Annotated in this window: 15 protein-coding genes and 1 riboswitch; of the genes, 13 read left to right on the forward strand and 2 right to left on the reverse strand. The window is 39.3% G+C overall.

What is annotated here, in order from left to right:
• Positions 1-50: 50 nt before the first annotated feature.
• The 10 genes from ACFQRG_RS13305 to tenA all read left to right on the forward strand — a co-directional run bounded on the left by ACFQRG_RS13305 (position 51) and on the right by tenA (position 10,159).
• The gene (locus ACFQRG_RS13305) at positions 51-236 is read left to right on the forward strand and encodes an SE1561 family protein (RefSeq protein ID WP_380966762.1); all 186 of its coding nucleotides are present in this window, start codon (positions 51-53) and stop codon (positions 234-236) included.
• A gap of 77 nt (positions 237-313) precedes the next feature.
• A complete protein-coding gene (pdaA, locus tag ACFQRG_RS13310; RefSeq protein ID WP_380966764.1) occupies positions 314-1,093 on the forward strand; it encodes a delta-lactam-biosynthetic de-N-acetylase in 780 nt (259 codons plus the stop codon).
• Positions 1,094-1,182: 89 nt separating this feature from the next.
• Positions 1,183-1,911: an SDR family oxidoreductase gene (locus ACFQRG_RS13315; RefSeq protein ID WP_380966766.1), complete on the forward strand. Its 729-nt coding sequence runs from the start codon at positions 1,183-1,185 to the stop codon at positions 1,909-1,911.
• 103 nt (positions 1,912-2,014) lie between these two features.
• Positions 2,015-3,406 (forward strand): cobyrinate a,c-diamide synthase, encoded by a 1,392-nt coding sequence (locus ACFQRG_RS13320; RefSeq protein ID WP_380967034.1) that lies wholly within the window; start codon positions 2,015-2,017, stop codon positions 3,404-3,406.
• A gap of 20 nt (positions 3,407-3,426) precedes the next feature.
• Complete coding sequence (locus tag ACFQRG_RS13325; RefSeq protein WP_380966769.1) at positions 3,427-4,311, forward strand: DNA-3-methyladenine glycosylase family protein; 885 nt, start codon at positions 3,427-3,429, stop codon at positions 4,309-4,311.
• A 377-nt stretch (positions 4,312-4,688) separates the two neighbouring features.
• On the forward strand, positions 4,689-5,516 hold the full coding sequence (locus ACFQRG_RS13330) for an ABC transporter permease (RefSeq protein ID WP_380966772.1): 828 nt from the start codon (positions 4,689-4,691) through the stop codon (positions 5,514-5,516).
• A 22-nt stretch (positions 5,517-5,538) separates the two neighbouring features.
• Positions 5,539-6,321, forward strand: a complete 783-nt coding sequence (locus ACFQRG_RS13335) for an ABC transporter ATP-binding protein (RefSeq protein ID WP_380966774.1) — start codon at positions 5,539-5,541, stop codon at positions 6,319-6,321.
• A gap of 364 nt (positions 6,322-6,685) precedes the next feature.
• Positions 6,686-7,828 (forward strand): ABC transporter substrate-binding protein, encoded by a 1,143-nt coding sequence (locus ACFQRG_RS13340; RefSeq protein ID WP_380966776.1) that lies wholly within the window; start codon positions 6,686-6,688, stop codon positions 7,826-7,828.
• Positions 7,829-7,958: 130 nt separating this feature from the next.
• Positions 7,959-8,061, forward strand: a riboswitch (TPP riboswitch).
• A gap of 143 nt (positions 8,062-8,204) precedes the next feature.
• Complete coding sequence (locus tag ACFQRG_RS13345; RefSeq protein WP_380966778.1) at positions 8,205-9,488, forward strand: acetylornithine deacetylase; 1,284 nt, start codon at positions 8,205-8,207, stop codon at positions 9,486-9,488.
• Positions 9,485-10,159, forward strand: coding sequence for a thiaminase II (gene tenA, locus ACFQRG_RS13350; RefSeq protein ID WP_380966780.1), 675 nt, complete (start codon positions 9,485-9,487; stop codon positions 10,157-10,159). The genes ACFQRG_RS13345 and tenA overlap by 4 nt, the downstream gene beginning before the upstream one ends.
• A 49-nt stretch (positions 10,160-10,208) precedes the next feature.
• On the opposite strand, the gene ACFQRG_RS13355 is transcribed toward tenA, so the two are convergent.
• Together ACFQRG_RS13355 and ACFQRG_RS13360 are read right to left on the reverse strand one after the other, a co-directional pair.
• A complete protein-coding gene (locus tag ACFQRG_RS13355) occupies positions 10,209-12,437 on the reverse strand; it encodes an FUSC family protein (protein ID WP_380966782.1) in 2,229 nt (742 codons plus the stop codon).
• Between the two features lie 134 nt (positions 12,438-12,571).
• The gene (locus ACFQRG_RS13360) at positions 12,572-13,810 is read right to left on the reverse strand and encodes an ROK family transcriptional regulator (RefSeq protein WP_380966784.1); all 1,239 of its coding nucleotides are present in this window, start codon (positions 13,808-13,810) and stop codon (positions 12,572-12,574) included.
• Positions 13,811-14,123: 313 nt separating this feature from the next.
• Here ACFQRG_RS13360 and galT point away from each other — a divergent pair, with 313 nt between their 5' ends.
• The 3 genes from galT to galE are packed head-to-tail and all read left to right on the forward strand — an operon-like array spanning position 14,124 to position 17,267.
• Complete coding sequence (galT, locus tag ACFQRG_RS13365; RefSeq protein ID WP_380966786.1) at positions 14,124-15,095, forward strand: galactose-1-phosphate uridylyltransferase; 972 nt, start codon at positions 14,124-14,126, stop codon at positions 15,093-15,095.
• Positions 15,096-15,099: 4 nt separating this feature from the next.
• On the forward strand, positions 15,100-16,281 hold the full coding sequence (locus ACFQRG_RS13370; RefSeq protein ID WP_380966788.1) for a galactokinase: 1,182 nt from the start codon (positions 15,100-15,102) through the stop codon (positions 16,279-16,281).
• Positions 16,278-17,267, forward strand: coding sequence for a UDP-glucose 4-epimerase GalE (gene galE, locus ACFQRG_RS13375; RefSeq protein WP_380966790.1), 990 nt, complete (start codon positions 16,278-16,280; stop codon positions 17,265-17,267). Before ACFQRG_RS13370 ends, galE begins: the two co-directional genes overlap by 4 nt.
• The last annotated feature ends 216 nt before the right edge of the window (positions 17,268-17,483 follow it).

Below are 17,483 nucleotides of genomic sequence, written 5' to 3' on the forward strand. Positions count from 1 at the left end.
TTTCTTAGAACAGTTATGATAAGAGGAAAAGAATAGAAGAGGTGAATGCAATGGGGAGAGCAGCTCAAACAAAAGAACAACAACTCATTTATTTAAAGCTACGGACGAAGCTATTGGCTCAAGTTGTTGAAACGATGGATAGTGAAACGGCCGAACCAAGTGACTTGGATAACGTTTTGAAGATGCTGAATGACCTTAAAATAAAGGTGCAAAGGTTTCATGATGATTGGATTTAAGAATTAAGTTAAATGAAAAAGGCATTACATATTTTACTTGTACGCGGTCATCCTAAAGGTTAAGGAGGCCGATGCTTATGAAAAAAAGGTTAATGTTAATCCTGGCATTAATGCTTCTTTTTATGGTTCATCCGTCTTTTGCTAAAGCTGAAGATTGGTACTTCAAACCGAGTAAAAATAACCAGCCCGCAACGACAGAACCAGAATATGAAGCTCTCTTAAAGAAATACAACGGGGTATATATAGGAGATACAAGTAAAAAGATTATTTACTTAACATTTGATAACGGCTATGAAGCGGGTTATACAGATAAAATTCTTGATATACTTAAAGAAAAACATGTACCTGCTGCCTTTTTCATTACTGGTCATTATATTGAGGATCAACCGAAGATTGTCGAAAGAATGTACAAAGAAGGTCATATTATTGGCAACCACTCATGGGGCCATCCGGATCTTTCAAAAATAAGCGATAAAAAATATAAAAAAGAGCTGGATAAATTAGAGAAAGCTTATGTAAAACTCACTGGTGATAAAGGCATGATCTATTTACGGCCGCCGCGCGGAACGTTCAGTGAAAGATCATTAAAGCTTGCGGATGAAATGGGTTACACGAGCGTCTTTTGGTCCTTTGCCTATAAAGATTGGGTAAGGGATGAGCAAAAAGGCGGGGATTATGCCTATAAAAGTATTATGAAACGCGTACATCCCGGAGCGATATTATTATTGCATACAGTGTCAAAGGATAATGCTGATGCACTGGGCAGAGTCATAGACGATTTAAAGAAACAAGGTTACACATTCCAAAGCCTTGATTACCTTATGGCTCATAAAACAATGCCGTCATATATTTGGTAAGCCTTATCATAATATTGGTAAGGCTTTTTCTTTTTTGATTTATCGTTTGCTTGTTATTCTATAAGTAAAATATAAAGGAGATGATACATATGGGTAAGCAATTACAAGGAAAGAAAATTGTTGTTTTAGGCGGAAGCTCGGGAATGGGACTTGCAACAGCGCAGGCAGCGGCAGAAGAAGGCGGCCAAGTCATTATTGCCAGCCGATCAAAAGATAAATTAGCACAAGCAAAAGATAGAGCTGGGGGAAATTTAGAAACCTATTCCCTTGATGTGACTGATGAAAAAGCGATGCAGCAATTTTTCGAATCAATAGGGCAGTTTGATCATCTTGTTTCAACAGCAGCGGGCGGACCAACCGGGAAATTTTTGGATTTAGATACTTCTGAAGCTAAAAAAACATTTGCTGCAAAATACTGGGGACAATATTTTGCGGCCAAGTACGGTGCGCCGTATATTAGAGAAAATGGATCGATTACCTTTTGTACGGGAATTTTATCACAAAAACCGGCTGCGGGGACATCTATCCTCTCAACAATTAACGGCGGTATCGAATCATTAATGAAAGCCTTGGCCATAGAATTAAGTCCTATCCGTGTAAATACCGTCTCACCTGGGATTATCGATACACCCCTATACAGCAAAATGTCTGATAAAGAAAGGGAACAATATTTTAACTCAGTCGCAAATGCAACGCCGGTTCATAGAATAGGGAAACCTGAAGATATTGCACAAGCCTTTTTATTTTTAATGACGAATGAATTTACAACAGGGACTGTTTTAAAAGTTGACGGCGGTTATACGTTAGCTGATTTATAAAGTTAAAAATACAGGGATCTGTGAAACCGATGTAGAAAAGTATTGGGAGCTTTACCATTTGTCACGGTTAAAAGCTCCCAACCAGAAGAAAGGAAGTGACGCCATGCAGCCTCGGCTTGTCATCGCGGGCACTGGCAGCGGTGTCGGGAAAACAACCATAACAATCGGCATAATGGCTGCCCTGAAAAAAAGGGGATTAGACATTCAAGGGTTCAAATGCGGCCCCGATTACATTGATCCCAGCTATCACACAGCTGTGACGGGCAGGGTATCCCGGAATTTAGACAGCTGGATGGTCGAAAAAGACATCGTAAAGGAAATTTTTGTACGGGGCAGTGCAGGTGCAGATCTTTCGGTGATTGAGGGCGTTATGGGATTTTATGACGGGAGGAGTCCGGAGAATAATATTGGCAGCACAGCGGAAATAAGTACATTGCTTGCAGCGCCGGTTATTTTAATTGTTGATATTTCCAGTATGGCCAGAAGCGTCGCCGCTATCGTTAAAGGATTCCAATCTCTTGATCCGAATGTCCATATTGCCGGTGTGATTTTAAATTATGCGGGAAGTCCAGGTCATGCAAAACTGGCACAGACAGCGATTGAACAAGAATGCGGTATACAAGTTTTAGGGCATTTACTTACAAATGACAGCCCGAGTATTCCCGAGCGTCACTTAGGATTAATTCCTGCTGTTGAACGGGGAGAATTAGACGGCTTTTTCAATCAATTAGGTCAAATTGTTGAGGAAAAAATCAACCTGGATAGATTGATGACACTTGCTGAAAACACACCGCCTGTCCAATCGGAAGAAAAGCTGTTTTCAAAGAGAAAAGATACGAGGCCTGAAAAAGTACGGATTGCGGTTGCAAAGGATGCGGCCTTTAATTTTTATTATCAGGAAAATTTGGATCTGCTTGAAAAGGAAGGGGCAGAAATCGTCTATTTCAGTCCGCTTTCGGGTGAGAAGCTGCCAGAAGCTATTGACGGTCTATATCTTGGCGGCGGCTTTCCTGAAGAATTCGCCGCTGAACTTTCTAAGCGATCACATTTAATGGAAAAGATTAAAAATAAGATCGCATCCGGCTTACCAACGCTCGCAGAATGCGGGGGCTATATGTTCCTGGCTGAATCAATAACAACAACAGCCGGTAAAACTTATCCTATGACGGGGGTCATTCCGGGAGATATAAAGATGCAAGACCGCCTGACAGCAATCGGTTATCGCGATGTAACGGCTTTAAAATCTACGATTCTTTTAGAAAAGGGAGAAACGGCGCGCGGTCATGAATTTCATTATTCGAGTTTTTATCAAAATGGCGATATGCAGCATGTCTACGAGATTAAAGGCATAGGAGGCGTAAAAGAAGAAGGCTGCTATTTTCCGAATGTTGTTGCGGGATATACACATCTTCACTTCGCTTCAAACCCGAATATGCCGAAACGGTGGGTTGAGGCATGTGCCGAATATTCTAAAAAAGTTAGATTGAAGCATTGAAATAAAGGAGGCGACCTCATGTGGAAAAAATCATCAATATTGAAGGACCATATGATTTTGACAGGGCATTAAGGCGTTTAGCCTTTGACCCATTAATCCATATTGAATTAAACAAACGTTTAATTAAAATACCGTTATGGATTGAAGGAGAACCGCAAGTTGCAACCGTACAAGCTATAGGAACAACTGAACAGCCTGCCTTTAAAGTATCGGCCCAAAGTCAAGATGAAACAGTAATTGAGCAAATGACAGGTATATTTAAATGGGATAGATCCTTACATGATATTACCGATCATTTTTCTAAAACAGACCTGGCCCCTTTATTTTTAGAATTTAAAGGCATGCCATTGATCAAAGACTTTAGTATTTATCAGTCGCTTGTCAAATGTATTATTCATCAACAGTTAAATTTAGTTTTCTCTTATCAATTAACGGAGCGGTTTGTGAAGCAATTTGGTTTTTCTATTGATGATGTCTGGTTTTATCCCCGTCCGGAAACAGTTGCTGACATTCCTTATGAGTCATTACAAGAACTGCAATTTAGCCGCAGAAAAGCAGAATATCTTGTAGATACATCCCGGCTGATAGCTGAAAAGTCCTTATCCTTAGATGAGCTTAAACAATTGAACAATGGTGAAGTCATTAAAAGATTGGTCAAAATAAGAGGAATTGGCCCCTGGACAGCGCAAAATGTTTTATTATTCGGCATGGGAAGAGAGGACTTAATGCCTGCTGGAGATATTGGCATTCAAAACGGTATTAAAAAGTTTTATCAATTGGAACAAAAGCCTACTTTAGATTTTATAGAAAATAAGGCGAAGAGCTGGTCGCCATTTAATAGTTATGCCGCTATCTATTTATGGGAATATCTTGGTAATCATAGTGTGAAGAATCCTTCGCAGTGAATTGCGAAGGGTTTTTTTAAAATAGTTCCTCATTACTAAATCGCTAAAAAAAATTGATGTTTTTATTTTCAGATTATACACAGTTTCCACAGGTTTATCCACAAATATATAGGCTAATCTAGGGGTATTCCACATATTTACCCACAATATCCACAGGATTTTTAATTTTTATCCCCAATTATTACTCACAAATTCATTTCACTGTCCATCGAATTTTTTAGAGGTTATCCACTTATCCACAAAAATATTGACAAAAGACTGTTTCGTATGTCTCAAAACGGCTTGCTATGAAATTGACACAAAATAAATTTTATATGCGTCTTTTGTCACGCACTGGGCGAATGTGCATATGATGTGGTTACTAGAGGTGAGCAACGATGGCAACCAAAATGGAAGAGGTTTATATGGAAAACTCAATTGCCGTGGAAAAACAAATGTGGAAGAAAGGCCGGCGCAGGCAAAAGGTGAAACATTTGCTCACGGTAGCATCTCCAGTTTGTTTGCTTATTTTATGGGAAGTTTTATCACGGACACATATCATTGATGCACGTTTTTTTCCTCCGCCTACTGAAATCATCGGTACCTTTTTTAAAATGGCAGCCAGCGGTGATTTATTCGATAATTTGGGCATCAGTTTATATAGGATTATAGGCGGCTTTCTGTTAGGTGTGATTCCGGCGATTTTACTGGGACTGTTAATGGGAATGTACCGGCCATTCAGGTATTTTTTTCAACCGTTAGTCATGGCGCTTATGCCAATTCCTACACTTGCTTTGATGCCGATAATTTTAATTATCTTTGGTATTAGTGACTTTTCAAAAATGATTACAATTGCAGGAAGCGTGTTCTTCCCTGTTGTTATTAATACCGCTGCCGGTGTCGCCAATATTGATCAAATTTATTTAGATGTCGCTAAAAACTACGGGGCAAAATCAAAAGACTTTTTCTTTAAGATTGCTTTACCCGGTGCTCTTCCTGTGATGTTAGAGGGTATTCAAATGGGGCAGGCAATCGCATTATTAACCATTGTTGCAGCGGAAATGATGGGTGCGCATTCCGGGATCGGCTATCTTATCTGGACATCGTATAAAGCTTTCTTACTGCAACAAATGTATGTGGGTTTAATCCTTATTTCTTTCTTTGGCTATTTCTTCTCTCTGTTATTGCGAATGCTGCAAAAGGTGCTTATTCCATGGAAAAAGTAGTTTTTTGTAAAGGAGGGGGAGTATGTCCGTAACGCCGAAAATTCAAATCAATCATTTAACAAAGATTTTCTTTAAAAAGCAAACGGCTGTTACTGCAATAAAAGACATAAATTTAAGCATTAATGATGGAGAATTTGTTTGTTTGCTCGGACCAAGCGGCTGCGGAAAAACAACACTATTAAGGATTTTGGCGGGACTTGAGAAACCGAGTACAGGGGATTTTAAAATTACGCGCTCAAGCCAAGACCGGCCGCTGCAATCAATGATTTTTCAAGAAAAAGGCGTTATTCCCTGGCTGACCGTCGAAGACAATGTGGCTTTTGGATTAAAAATGCGTCATCTGCCAAAAAGCAAGATCAAACAGCAAACAGACTATTATCTTGAAAAAGTCGGACTCAAGGACTTCAGAAAGCTTTATCCTTCTGAAATATCCGGTGGAATGAAACAAAGGGTCAGTATTGCCCGGGCATTTGCCAATGATCCGGAAATCCTGTTAATGGATGAACCGTTTGCGGCTCTTGATGAGCAAAACAAATTTATTTTACAAGAGGAATTACTTAATATTTGGTCAGAAACAAAGAAAACAGTCTTGTTTATTACACATAGTATTGATGAAGCATTGCTGTTGAGCGACCGTATTTTATTAATGAGTACACAGCCCGGGCAGATTATTCGCGAGAAAATGATTGACGTACCGAGACCGAGAAAAGTAGAAACGATCCGTTCTAATCCAGAGATGTCGAAAGAGTTCGTTGATATTTGGGAGCATTTGCAAACCGCAGTGGAAAAAGCACGCCAATCTTAACTTTATAAATGTGAGTTCAAAAAGGGGGAACGAGCAAAGCTTCTCGAAATACTACGAGTTGCGACGAGAAGTTGGCGATACCTCTGTGAATAATCTGCGGCGCAGGAGCACGGTCTACTAGAATATTCATCTTTGAACACTGCGACGAGCTATGAATAGCTTCATCGATAATCCTCGCGCAGGAGCACGGTCTACTAGAATATTCATCTTTGAATACTGCGACGAGCTATGAATAGCTTCATCGATAATCCTCGCGCAGAGCACGGTCTACTAGAATATTCATCTTTGAACACTGCGACGAGCTATGAATAGCTTCATCGTTAATCCTCGCGCAGGAGCACAGAGACATCTTAGTATTTGCCCCATGTTTCCGGGACTTTTTGAACATCATCTAGAGGAGGCATGTAAGGTGTGGAAGAAATTCCTTGCCGCTTTATTAGTGATTCCGTTGTTTGTTTTGATTATAAGTGGCTGCCAGGGGGGAGATTCGTCAAAAGAAAAACAATCTAATGTTGTGGATACTAAGGCTAAACCGGTGGATGGCAATTTAAAACCATTAAAGAAGCCGACCACCGTGGTCATTGCGGAGGATGATTCCGCATCTGCTGCGGGATTTTATATTGCTAATGCTAAAGGATATTTCAAAGATTACAATATTAAAATCAAATTTGCTAAGTTCTCTAACAGTGATGATATGCTGCCGGCGCTCGCTTCCGGTAAAGTTGATATTGCAGGCGGTATTTCTTCCGCATCCTTCTTTAATTCGATGGCACAGGGAATAGATGTCAAAATGATTGCCGACAAAGGACATAATTTGAAAGGCCAATCCTACTTTTCCTTCGTGGTAAGTAAAAAGATGAAAAACAAAATAAAATCGTATAAAGATTTTAAAGGCAAAAAAATTGCTGTTTCTACAAAAAATGGGGTCGATGATTATATTTTTTCAAAAATGTTGAAGCATGCGGGACTTTCAAGAAAAGATGTTCATTTTGTTCTAATGCCTGATTTCGGCAATATGGTATCGGCAATCAGTAACGGTACAATTGATGCTGCTTTGCAAATCGAACCAATGATTACACAAGGCGAAGCGGAAGGTATCCATTATCGTTTCGGGGACACAACAGATTATGCACCAAAAGCTCAAATTGCCATGGTACTTGGATCGCCGAAGTTTGTTGATGATGAGCATGCTGTTGCACTAAGGTTTATGGTAGCTTACTTAAAAGGCGTCAGGGATTATAATGATGCATTCGTTAAGGGAAAAGGAAATAAAAAAGAAATCATAGACATCATGACGAAGAATACATCACTTAAAGATCCAAAAATATGGAACAAAGTCAGCGTGATAGGCCTAGACCCGAATGGTAAAATGTTTGTTAATAATATTAAAGATCAATATAAATGGTATAAATCACGCGGAGGCATTGACGGAAACGTAAATGTTAACAAAGCCGTTGATACCTCGTTGGCTAAAGAGGCAGTGAAAGTATTAGGGCCCTATAAATAATGAAATGACTCCTTAGGCGTTAAATACGGGGATAATTGTAATGACTTTAAGGAATATCCAATGACTGCCCTAAAAAATTGATCTTTAGAATCTATGAATTTATGTTAATATTATAATAACTGGATAAGTATTTAAACACTAGGGGAGCCAACAGGCTGAGATCAAACTTAAGTTTGAGACCCTTCGAACCTGACCTGGATAATACCTGCGTAGGGAAGTGGAAGCTTGCCATTTAGGCTTGATCAATGTATTTAAACCACTCTTTATGCTAAAAAGAGTGGTTTTTTGCGTTATAAATTGGCAAGTTTACTTTAACAGATATGTGCGCGGCCGCAAGTCCTCGTTCTCATAAACTTTGTCAGGAGGGGATATTATTATGACAACATTAACAGAACAAATTGAAATAAAATTAGAGGAAACTCAAGATGAATTATTACAATTGTTAGAGGAATTAGTCCGTTTTCCAACGGTTAGTCCGCCGGCAAGAAATACAACAGAAGCTCAATTATTTATCCAAAATTACTTGGAACACCTAAATTTCAAAACAGAAAAATGGGATGTGTTCCCCGGTGATCCAAATGTTGTTGGTATTAGAAAAGGAACAGATTCAGACCGTTATAATAGTCTAATTCTTAATGGCCATATAGATGTAGCCGAGGTCGGAGATGATTCAAATTGGACAAGTTCACCCTTTCAATTAAGAAAAGAAAATAAATATGTATACGGACGGGGTGCAGCGGATATGAAGGGAGGACTTGCTTGCGCTTTGTTTTCGATTAAGCTTTTAACGGAACTTGGTATAGAGCTAAAAGGAGACTTGCAATTTCAATCCGTCATCGGCGAAGAGGTTGGTGAAGCGGGCACTTTGTCTTGCACTGAAAAAGGTTATACGGGGGACTTTGCGATTGTCATGGACACAAGTCACTTAAATATCCAAGGACAAGGCGGTGTCATTACCGGGTGGATAACTGTAAAAAGTAAACAAACGTTCCACGATGGCCTCAGGTCTAAAATGATTCATGCCGGCGGCGGGATTAAAGGAGCCAGTGCCATAGAAAAAATGATGAAAGTCATTCAGGGTTTACAAGAACTGGAACGCCATTGGTCGATTACAAAAAGTTATCCAGGGTTTCCGCCGGGGATCAATACGATTAATCCGGCTGTCATCGAAGGAGGGAGACATGCGGCCTTTATTGCAGATGAGTGTAAGTTGTGGATTACCGTTCATTTTTATCCTGATGAAACGTATGAAGAGGTGATAAAAGAAATTGAGGATCATTTATACAATACAGCATTGGCAGACCCATGGCTAAAAGAGAATCCACCGGAATTTCGTTGGGGCGGCAAATCAATGATCGAAGACCGCGGAGAGATTTTTCCTTCGTTGGAAATTAACCCGGATCACCCAGCAGTTGTTCGTTTAAGCAATCATCACAAGAAAGTAACAAATGAAGAAGCTGTTATAGGTATGTCAACATCTGTCAACGATTCCGGGTGGCTTGGAAGAGCCGGTATTCCTGCCGTTACATATGGGCCGGGGCAATTAGAAGATGCCCATTCAGTAGATGAAAAAGTGAGTATTCATGAATTGCTGGATTTTACAAAAACAATGGCGTGTTTTATTGCTGATTGGTGCAACACACGAAAGGAGAGAGAATGATGTCATTTACAGAACGGTTATCTAAAAATATCGAACCTATTTGGGCGAAAATCCATGATCATCCTTTTGTCCAAGGGATCGGAAATGGAACATTACCTCAAGAAACGTTTGCCTATTATATGAAACAAGATTATGTGTATTTAATCGACTATGCCAAGCTGTTTGCAATAGGTTCTATAAAAGCAAGAGATATTGAAACAATGGGGTGGTTTGCCAGACTTCTGCACGAAACATTCAACACTGAGATGGATTTACATAGGCAATATGCATCGGAATTTGGAATTACAAGAGAGGAATTGGAGCGAACCGAACCAACGCCTATCAACTTAGCATATACACGCTATATGCTCCATGTTGCCCAAAACGGTTCACTTTCTGAACTTGTCTCTTGTCTTCTTCCGTGCATGTGGAGCTATTGGGAAATCGGAAAGGAACTGTATGCCTATAATGGAGAGTCATTGTCCAAGAACCCTTACGCAAAGTGGATTGAAATGTATGCATCAGATGACTTCGGGGAGCTTTGTCAATGGCTGATTGAATGTCTTGATAAACAGACGAATGGAAAGCCGGAATTTGAACTTCAAGTTTTAGAGAAACATTTTCAAACGACATCCCGTTATGAGTATATGTTTTGGAATATGGTCTATGAGCAGCATGAATGGCCAATATGACAGGCGGTATGTTAAAAAAATGAATTAAAAATAGAAGCCCTGGACGGCATTACCGTTCAGGGCTTCTATCGCAGGAAGATGGAATTGTCGTTATGACTTCAGCGCCAAAATCTTTGGCTAAGGAGACGATGGAAGAATTGATACGCCAAATGTAATATAAGTCATAAACTAATTGGTCTTGATTGCTGTTTCCACGAAATGATTGTTCAGGAAAACGTTCAATTTGTTCTCTTTCTTTTTCAAGCTTCCATACTCTTGCTTTAAATGTTTTTCCTATCATCAGCTTATTTAAAGTATCAAGGTTATCTTGTAACCGTTGATTAACCTGTATTAGCGTCCTTTGTAAAAAGGGATTGATTCTGATCTTTCCTTCTGTGTTTGTAGAAGCTGTGAGATGTTTTGCATAATAATTCAAGGCGGTTAGAACGGTCAGCCTTCGTTCGATGCCGGATCTCCCTAACGCACCGGGTGTGTTATGAAGCGGTTTTGCTTCATCCCTGATTTGCTGAAGTTTCTCGTCCAATTCCAATGCCATATCCGCAAGGTAAGCGGATTGATCACTATCTATTAATTTGTTAATAAAACCATTAAGGTATAGTTTTAAGCCGTTCAGGAAGTCTACGGTTCTATCGGAGACTTTATCCCGAGTTTTTATAGGAAGGACAAGAACGGAAACGAGCAATCCGATGCCGACTCCCACAAGTGTATCAATAACACGTGCGGTTAATAATTGTTCATTAACGCCGCCGAGCAAAAGATTATACATGATTGCTAAGACCATTGTCATCCAAAAAGTCATCAGTGCATATGAAATATCAAGGAGATAAAAAGCCATAAAAATACAAATGAACAAGAGTAAGAGTTCCAAATCCGTACGCCCGTCTACAAGATGAGCGAAAAAGAATCCGCAAACCGCTCCAATCAGCGTACCAATAAATCTATGAAAGGCTTTGACAAACGTTCTCCCTACCGATTCGGTTCCAAGAAGAACGACAAACGCAGAAAGTAATGCCCAGAACTGGTGAGCAGGCGACAAAAGATAGCCAAATATTGTTGCAAGCTCACAGGCAATAGCGGCCTGGACGGCTTTCTTTGTGGATACCCGCATCCCCTTTTCATTTTCGTTGTTGCTTGACTCCAATTCGTCACTCTCAGAATTCTCGATGTTTAAAAAAGATTTAAGCTTCTCTTTGTTTATATTTTCTATTCTAATTTGGCGCATACGGTTGGCGCCTTCAATAAGGTGGCTTGCAATCGATTCTACGCGTCTGATTAAATACAACCAGTCTTGATTTTCATCATTTTTGTGATGAAATTGGTCTAAATATGCCCTTAACTCGCGAACAGCATTTTCAGCTTCCTTTAAATGCGAATGGTCATAATCATCCTCCTGCACATCCGAATAGCGTAACGAACGGACGACATTTAGCAGTGATTTTCTGATCACATCATTTTCAAATGCGTGTAATAGCTTTAAACGTTTTAACGCTGAGAATAATGTCTCTATTAACATTTCTGCATTAAAAATATACACTCGCAGGTGCTGGGAGCGAATGCCGGGCCATATTCGAGATGGCTCTGTGGAATGGAGTTCACCTGACAGCATTCTCGTATATGCGTTTAACTTTGTGATATGTCTGTTAAGACGGTTGAGCCTGAGCCAATTAATTTTTAAATCCTGTATCATATCAATCATGATGTCAAACGTTAAATTAACTTGAATATGGAATGAAGCCATGCTGCGTTTTAACGTCCTATCGGAGCGCTCTTTGAATAGAATAAAATGGGACAAATAAGCCGACGCAACACCGATAATAATACCAATTAAAAATAAAAGGAGCTGGTCAAACTTAACGTGCAAGAGAACGGATATATATAAGGAAAAAAACGAGACCATACATAAAGAAAAATAACGTGAACGATAACGCTGTAAATAAAAGGCTGAAAAAATAACAATAAGTAATACAATATCTATCACATGGTTAAAAGTTGACGTCCATGTACCTACTGTGACCGAAATACCCCCAGACAAAGGCAAGAGACACGTGGTGACTTTTTGTTCTGCCATTGTATCGTCATTGACGGCTGTAATGCTCATAAGACTTATGATGCCCGATAAAATGGCGGCTGTTATCTCTCCTTTTGCGAAAGTATTAACGATAAAAAGCATGCTGAGGACAGAACAGGCAACCGCAAATGTGACTCTGAGTGCCTTTTGAAGACGCATTCGTCCGGGATCTGAGGCGGAAATTCGATCAATCCAACGACGAACAGCCAAAAAGTTTATCCATTTTAAATTCATACCTTTTATGATATATGAAAAACAAAATGAGAGCCAGTCAATGAACTTTTTCTGTTTACGGAAAAAAGCTAAAAAAACCGGACCCAAGCGGGAACGGCTTTTATAACTTTTTAAAGTATGTTTTTGTGTGGGGATTCGGTAAAGAACAGCTCAACCAGCATGAGGCAAACCGCGCCAATAACCGCTGCTTGATCACCGAGTTTTGTAAGCATAACTTGAGTTGCTTTAGCTTGATCGGTCAGCCCTCTTTGGCTGATCGTATCCTTAATACTATCTAAAAGAATGTCGCCTGACTTTGTTACACCGCCGCCCATAATAATGCAGCTTGGATTTACGATATGGATAAGGTTGCTTAACCCGATGCCAAGGTATTTTCCCGTTTGTTTAAGCAATTTAATGCAAAATTGATCGCCTTGTAAAGCTGCCTGGTTAATCAACTCACCTGTCAATTGATCAAGATTATTGTCCGTCATTTCTATAAGCATGCTTTCTTCACCCATAACGAGCTGTTTCTTGGCACGTTCGGCGATATAAGGTCCTGCCGCTAATGCTTCAAGGCAGCCGTAATTGCCGCAGCTGCATTTAGGTCCATCAATATCGATGGTCATGTGACCGATTTCTCCGCTTAAGAATTCATTTCCGTGAAGTAACTTCCCATTAATAATTATGCCTGCACCGATTCCTTGGCCAACATTAACACAGACAAAGTCACCGATATCATAGCCATTTCCAAACCATGCTTCACCCAAAGCCATCGAGTTGGCATCATTTTCTATTTTAACAGTCATATTAAATTCAGATTCAAGATGTTCTTTAATTGGAATGTTACGGAGCTTCAACCCCGGGGCATAAATGGCTATACCGTTTTCAATATCAACAATGCCGTGCATGGCCACACCAATACCTAAAATATGTTCATGATTAATTTGTTTATTTTGATTAAGAAGCTGTTTTACTGAGTTTGATAGTAATGATAGAAGACTTTCATTTGTGACCGGATGAATAATATCTATGAAAACTGAGTCAATGATACCGGCATTCAAATTGGTTATGACGGAATAAATGGAGGTTGGGCTGACATCAATTCCAATGACGAAGAAATTTTTTGCATTTATAATAAGCATTGTCGGTTTTCTTCCGCCCCTTGATTCTCCTTGGTTGCTTTCAATAACAATATCAGAATCAATTAATTCTTTAACAATATTACTGACTGTTGGGGGCGTTAACTTAGTCTGTTTGGCAATTTCCGCGCGTGAAATAGGGCCTTCAGTTCTTATTTTATTTAAAATTAATGAGCGGTTAAGTGATTTCATTAATTGGAAGCTTCCGGCTAATAGCTTTTGTGTCATTGATACCACTCCTATGAACGATTAAAACAAAAATAAATTAATTTATACTAAGATTCTGTATATGCCTTTAGTCTTAACAATGGGCAAGTTTTCTTTAATTATAACTCTAGCTGCTTATTGAGTAAAATGGAAATTTACTGATAAAATAGTAAACAGCGCTATTGATAATGTTGTTTATAGGTCCTATAATGAAAGTAAATAAAATTAATTAATAAAGTGTCGGCTGAACTATTTTATCTTACTAAAAGAGTAAATGATAGTAGTTTTAGAAATCTTAATAAAGAAAGCGCTACCTAAAAGAGGAGGGTCATTAATGGCTGAATTAAGATATAATCCTTTACTTGACGACTGGACAATGGTTTCGGCAAAGCGGCAAAACCGTCCGCAAATGCCTAAAGATTTCTGTCCGTTCTGTCCAGGGTCGGGGCAAGTGCCCGACCATTATGATGTCCATCTTTATCATAATGATTTTCCGGTACTTTCTCCAAATCCGCCGGAGCCCGATAATGTTGGAGGATCACTTTATAAAACAAAAGAAGCTAAAGGGAAATGCGAAGTTGTCCTATATTCTCCAGACCACTATGCAACGATACCAGACCTTACCCGGAATCATATGTACAAACTGGTTGATCTTTGGACGGATACATTTGCTGAATTAGATAACGATCCTGAACATAAGTACGTGATGATTTTTGAAAACCGCGGGGAAGAGGTTGGTGTGACGATGCCGCATCCTCATGGGCAAATTTACGCTTATCCTTTTATTCCGTTAAAAGTAAGAACCGAACTGAATAATTGTCAAAAATATTATGAAAAAAATAATCGAAATATGTTTGACGATATGATTACTGAAGAAAAACGTTTTGAACAACGTGTTATTCTCGAAAATGAAGCTTTCATCGCTTTTATTCCATTTTTTACCGATTATCCATATGGTTTATTTGTTATCAGTAAAGAAAATAAGACAGCAATTACCGAATTTACAGAACATGAAAAGTATTTGTTAGGTGATATACTGCAAAAGATTGTCGGCGGTATGGATAAGATATATGATCGTCTGTTTCCTTATATGATGGTGATGCATCAACGACCGTCAAATGGCGAGGATGTAAGTCATTATTACCGTTTTCACATCGAGTTTTATCCGCCGCTTCGCGATAAAAATAAAATCAAATATAATGCTTCTTCAGAGACAGGCGGCTGGGCGGCTGCCAATCCGACAAAAGTTGAAGACACTGCCGGCATTCTTCGGGAAGCGATTACTAAGTATAAGCAAAAGGACTGATCTAATGGAATTAATAAAAAATTTGCTCGACGAATTTAAACACTATTTTCCGGGAAATGATGATATTCGTGTTTTCTTTGCCCCCGGAAGAGTAAACTTGATTGGTGAACATACCGATTATAATGGTGGATACGTTTTGCCGGCGGCGTTATCAAAAGGTACTTATATGGCAGTTAGCTTGCGTTCTGACCGGGAATTTTATTTGCGAAGTGCGAACTTTCCAGATTTGAAAATCAACTTTTCACTTGATGAACTAGTCTACAAAAAGGAAGATGATTGGGGGAATAATCCGAAAGGTGTCATTAGCGAATTAAAGAAGGCTGGCGCGTCAATTAAAGGAGCTGACATCTATTATTATGGGAATATTCCTAATGGTGCCGGTTTATCATCTTCAGCTTCAATCGGTATGGTTACAGCATTTGGATTAAGTCATATGTATAAGCTCCCAGCGGATATTAAAAAAATTGCCTTAATTTGTCAGAATATGGAAAACGATTTTATTGGTGTTAATACAGGTATTATGGATCAATATTCGGTTGGTTTTGGCAAGAAGGAACATGCTATTTTCATAGACTGCGGATCAATGACTCATGAATTGGTTCCGCTTCATTTAGGAGATTATAAGTTTGTTATTACAAACACAAATAAAAGAAGAGGCTTAGCCGATTCTAAATATAATGAGCGCCGCGAAGAATGTGAAAAAGGGCTTTTAGAAATTCAGAAATCGTATCCTGTGTGCCAAACGCTTTCAGATGTTTCATTAGAGATGTTTGAAAAAGTCAAAGAAAATCTCAATCCAACGATAAGAAAGAGAGTTCGTCATGTGGTCACTGAGAATAGGCGTGTCATCGATGCTGTCAGCGAGCTTAAGTCAGGAAATCTAAAAACTTTTGGCAAATTAATGGTTGCTTCACATGAGTCTTTAAGAGATGATTATGAAGTGACAGGCGAACATTTAGATGCATTATTTGATGCTCAAAAAACATGTGCCGGCTGTATCGGGACAAGAATGACAGGAGCCGGATTTGGCGGATGCACGATTAGTATCGTTCATAAAGACAATGTTCCTTCATTTAAAAAAAGTGTAAAAAATAATTATGAAAGTCAAACTGGCCTTGAGCCAAACTTCTATATTTGTGAAGTTGGCGATGGTGTCAAAGAAATAACAAAAGAGGGGATAGTATGACAGTTTTAGTCACAGGCGGCGCCGGTTATATAGGCAGCCATACAGTGCTTTATCTTAAAGAAAAAGGCTTAGATGTTGTAGTTTTAGACAGCTTGCAAAAAGGACATCGTCCCGCAGTCCTTGATACACCCTTATATGTTGGCCATTTAACCGATGAATCAATATTAGATGACGTATTTCAGAAGCATGATATTGATGCAGTCATTCACTTCGCCGCTGATTCACTTGTCGGAGAAAGTGTTGAAGATCCATTAAAATACTATGATAACAATGTCAATGGTACATTACAGTTATTGAAAAAGATGGTCGAGCACGGGGTGAAAAAGATTGTTTTCTCATCGACAGCTGCTACATATGGTGAACCGGAGTCTATTCCAATTCAGGAGTCTGACCCGACTTTTCCAACCAATCCTTACGGTGAGACCAAGCTGGCCATTGAAAAAATGCTGAAGTGGGCTGATCAGGCTTATGGGCTGAAATCCGTTTGTTTAAGGTATTTTAACGCTGCGGGTGCTGACCCGGAAGGCCGGATTGGCGAAGATCATCATCCGGAAACCCATCTTATTCCGATAGTATTGCAAGCGGCACTCGGCCAAAGAGACCACGTCGCAATATTTGGAGAAGATTATCCCACTGATGACGGCAGCTGTGTCCGTGACTATATCCACGTCATCGACCTTGCTCAAGCTCACTATTTAGCCTTGATAAAGCTCGATAAAACAAATGAAAGCGGTATATATAATTTGGGCAATGGTCAAGGATTCTCGGTTAAGCAAGTCATTGAAACATGCCGGCGTGTAACGGGAAAGGAAATTAAAGCTATTTCGTCGCCAAGGCGTCCGGGTGACCCGGCAGTATTAATCGCATCATCACAAAAAGCTGAAAAAGAACTGGGCTGGGTGCCTCAATATGCTTCTCTGGATACGATTGTTGAGCATGCATGGCAATGGCATCAAGTTCATCCAAATGGATACGAAGGGGTCTGACCCTGTGAACTGTGGATAATGTTAATAATGTGGATAAATTAACAAAACAATAAGTTGAATTTGGGGGAGCTGTTACTCTGCTCCCCGATAACAATTCTTGTATAAAAAGTTGTTGACTACGCTTTCATAATGCATTATTTTTAAATTAGTTAATAAAATTAAATAACAAAGACGATGTCTGTAAGCGCTTCAATAAAATATTTAGACATTGTGAAA

This window comes from Scopulibacillus cellulosilyticus, assembly GCF_042665295.1.
In the GTDB taxonomy this organism is placed as follows: Bacteria; Bacillota; Bacilli; order Bacillales; family Sporolactobacillaceae; genus Scopulibacillus_A; species Scopulibacillus_A cellulosilyticus.

Bases quoted from the DNA above. Each gene is read 5' to 3' on its own strand.
- ACFQRG_RS13305 (WP_380966762.1), top strand. From the start codon at position 51: ATGGGGAGAGCAGCTCAAACAAAAGAACAACAACTCATTTATTTAAAG.
- pdaA (WP_380966764.1), top strand. From the start codon at position 314: ATGAAAAAAAGGTTAATGTTAATCCTGGCATTAATGCTTCTTTTTATG.
- ACFQRG_RS13315 (WP_380966766.1), top strand. From the start codon at position 1,183: ATGGGTAAGCAATTACAAGGAAAGAAAATTGTTGTTTTAGGCGGAAGC.
- ACFQRG_RS13320 (WP_380967034.1), top strand. From the start codon at position 2,015: ATGCAGCCTCGGCTTGTCATCGCGGGCACTGGCAGCGGTGTCGGGAAA.
- ACFQRG_RS13330 (WP_380966772.1), top strand. From the start codon at position 4,689: ATGGCAACCAAAATGGAAGAGGTTTATATGGAAAACTCAATTGCCGTG.
- ACFQRG_RS13335 (WP_380966774.1), top strand. From the start codon at position 5,539: ATGTCCGTAACGCCGAAAATTCAAATCAATCATTTAACAAAGATTTTC.
- ACFQRG_RS13340 (WP_380966776.1), top strand. From the start codon at position 6,686: ATGTTTCCGGGACTTTTTGAACATCATCTAGAGGAGGCATGTAAGGTG.
- ACFQRG_RS13345 (WP_380966778.1), top strand. From the start codon at position 8,205: ATGACAACATTAACAGAACAAATTGAAATAAAATTAGAGGAAACTCAA.
- tenA (WP_380966780.1), top strand. From the start codon at position 9,485: ATGATGTCATTTACAGAACGGTTATCTAAAAATATCGAACCTATTTGG.
- ACFQRG_RS13360 (WP_380966784.1), bottom strand. From the start codon at position 13,810: ATGACACAAAAGCTATTAGCCGGAAGCTTCCAATTAATGAAATCACTT.
- galT (WP_380966786.1), top strand. From the start codon at position 14,124: ATGGCTGAATTAAGATATAATCCTTTACTTGACGACTGGACAATGGTT.
- ACFQRG_RS13370 (WP_380966788.1), top strand. From the start codon at position 15,100: ATGGAATTAATAAAAAATTTGCTCGACGAATTTAAACACTATTTTCCG.
- galE (WP_380966790.1), top strand. From the start codon at position 16,278: ATGACAGTTTTAGTCACAGGCGGCGCCGGTTATATAGGCAGCCATACA.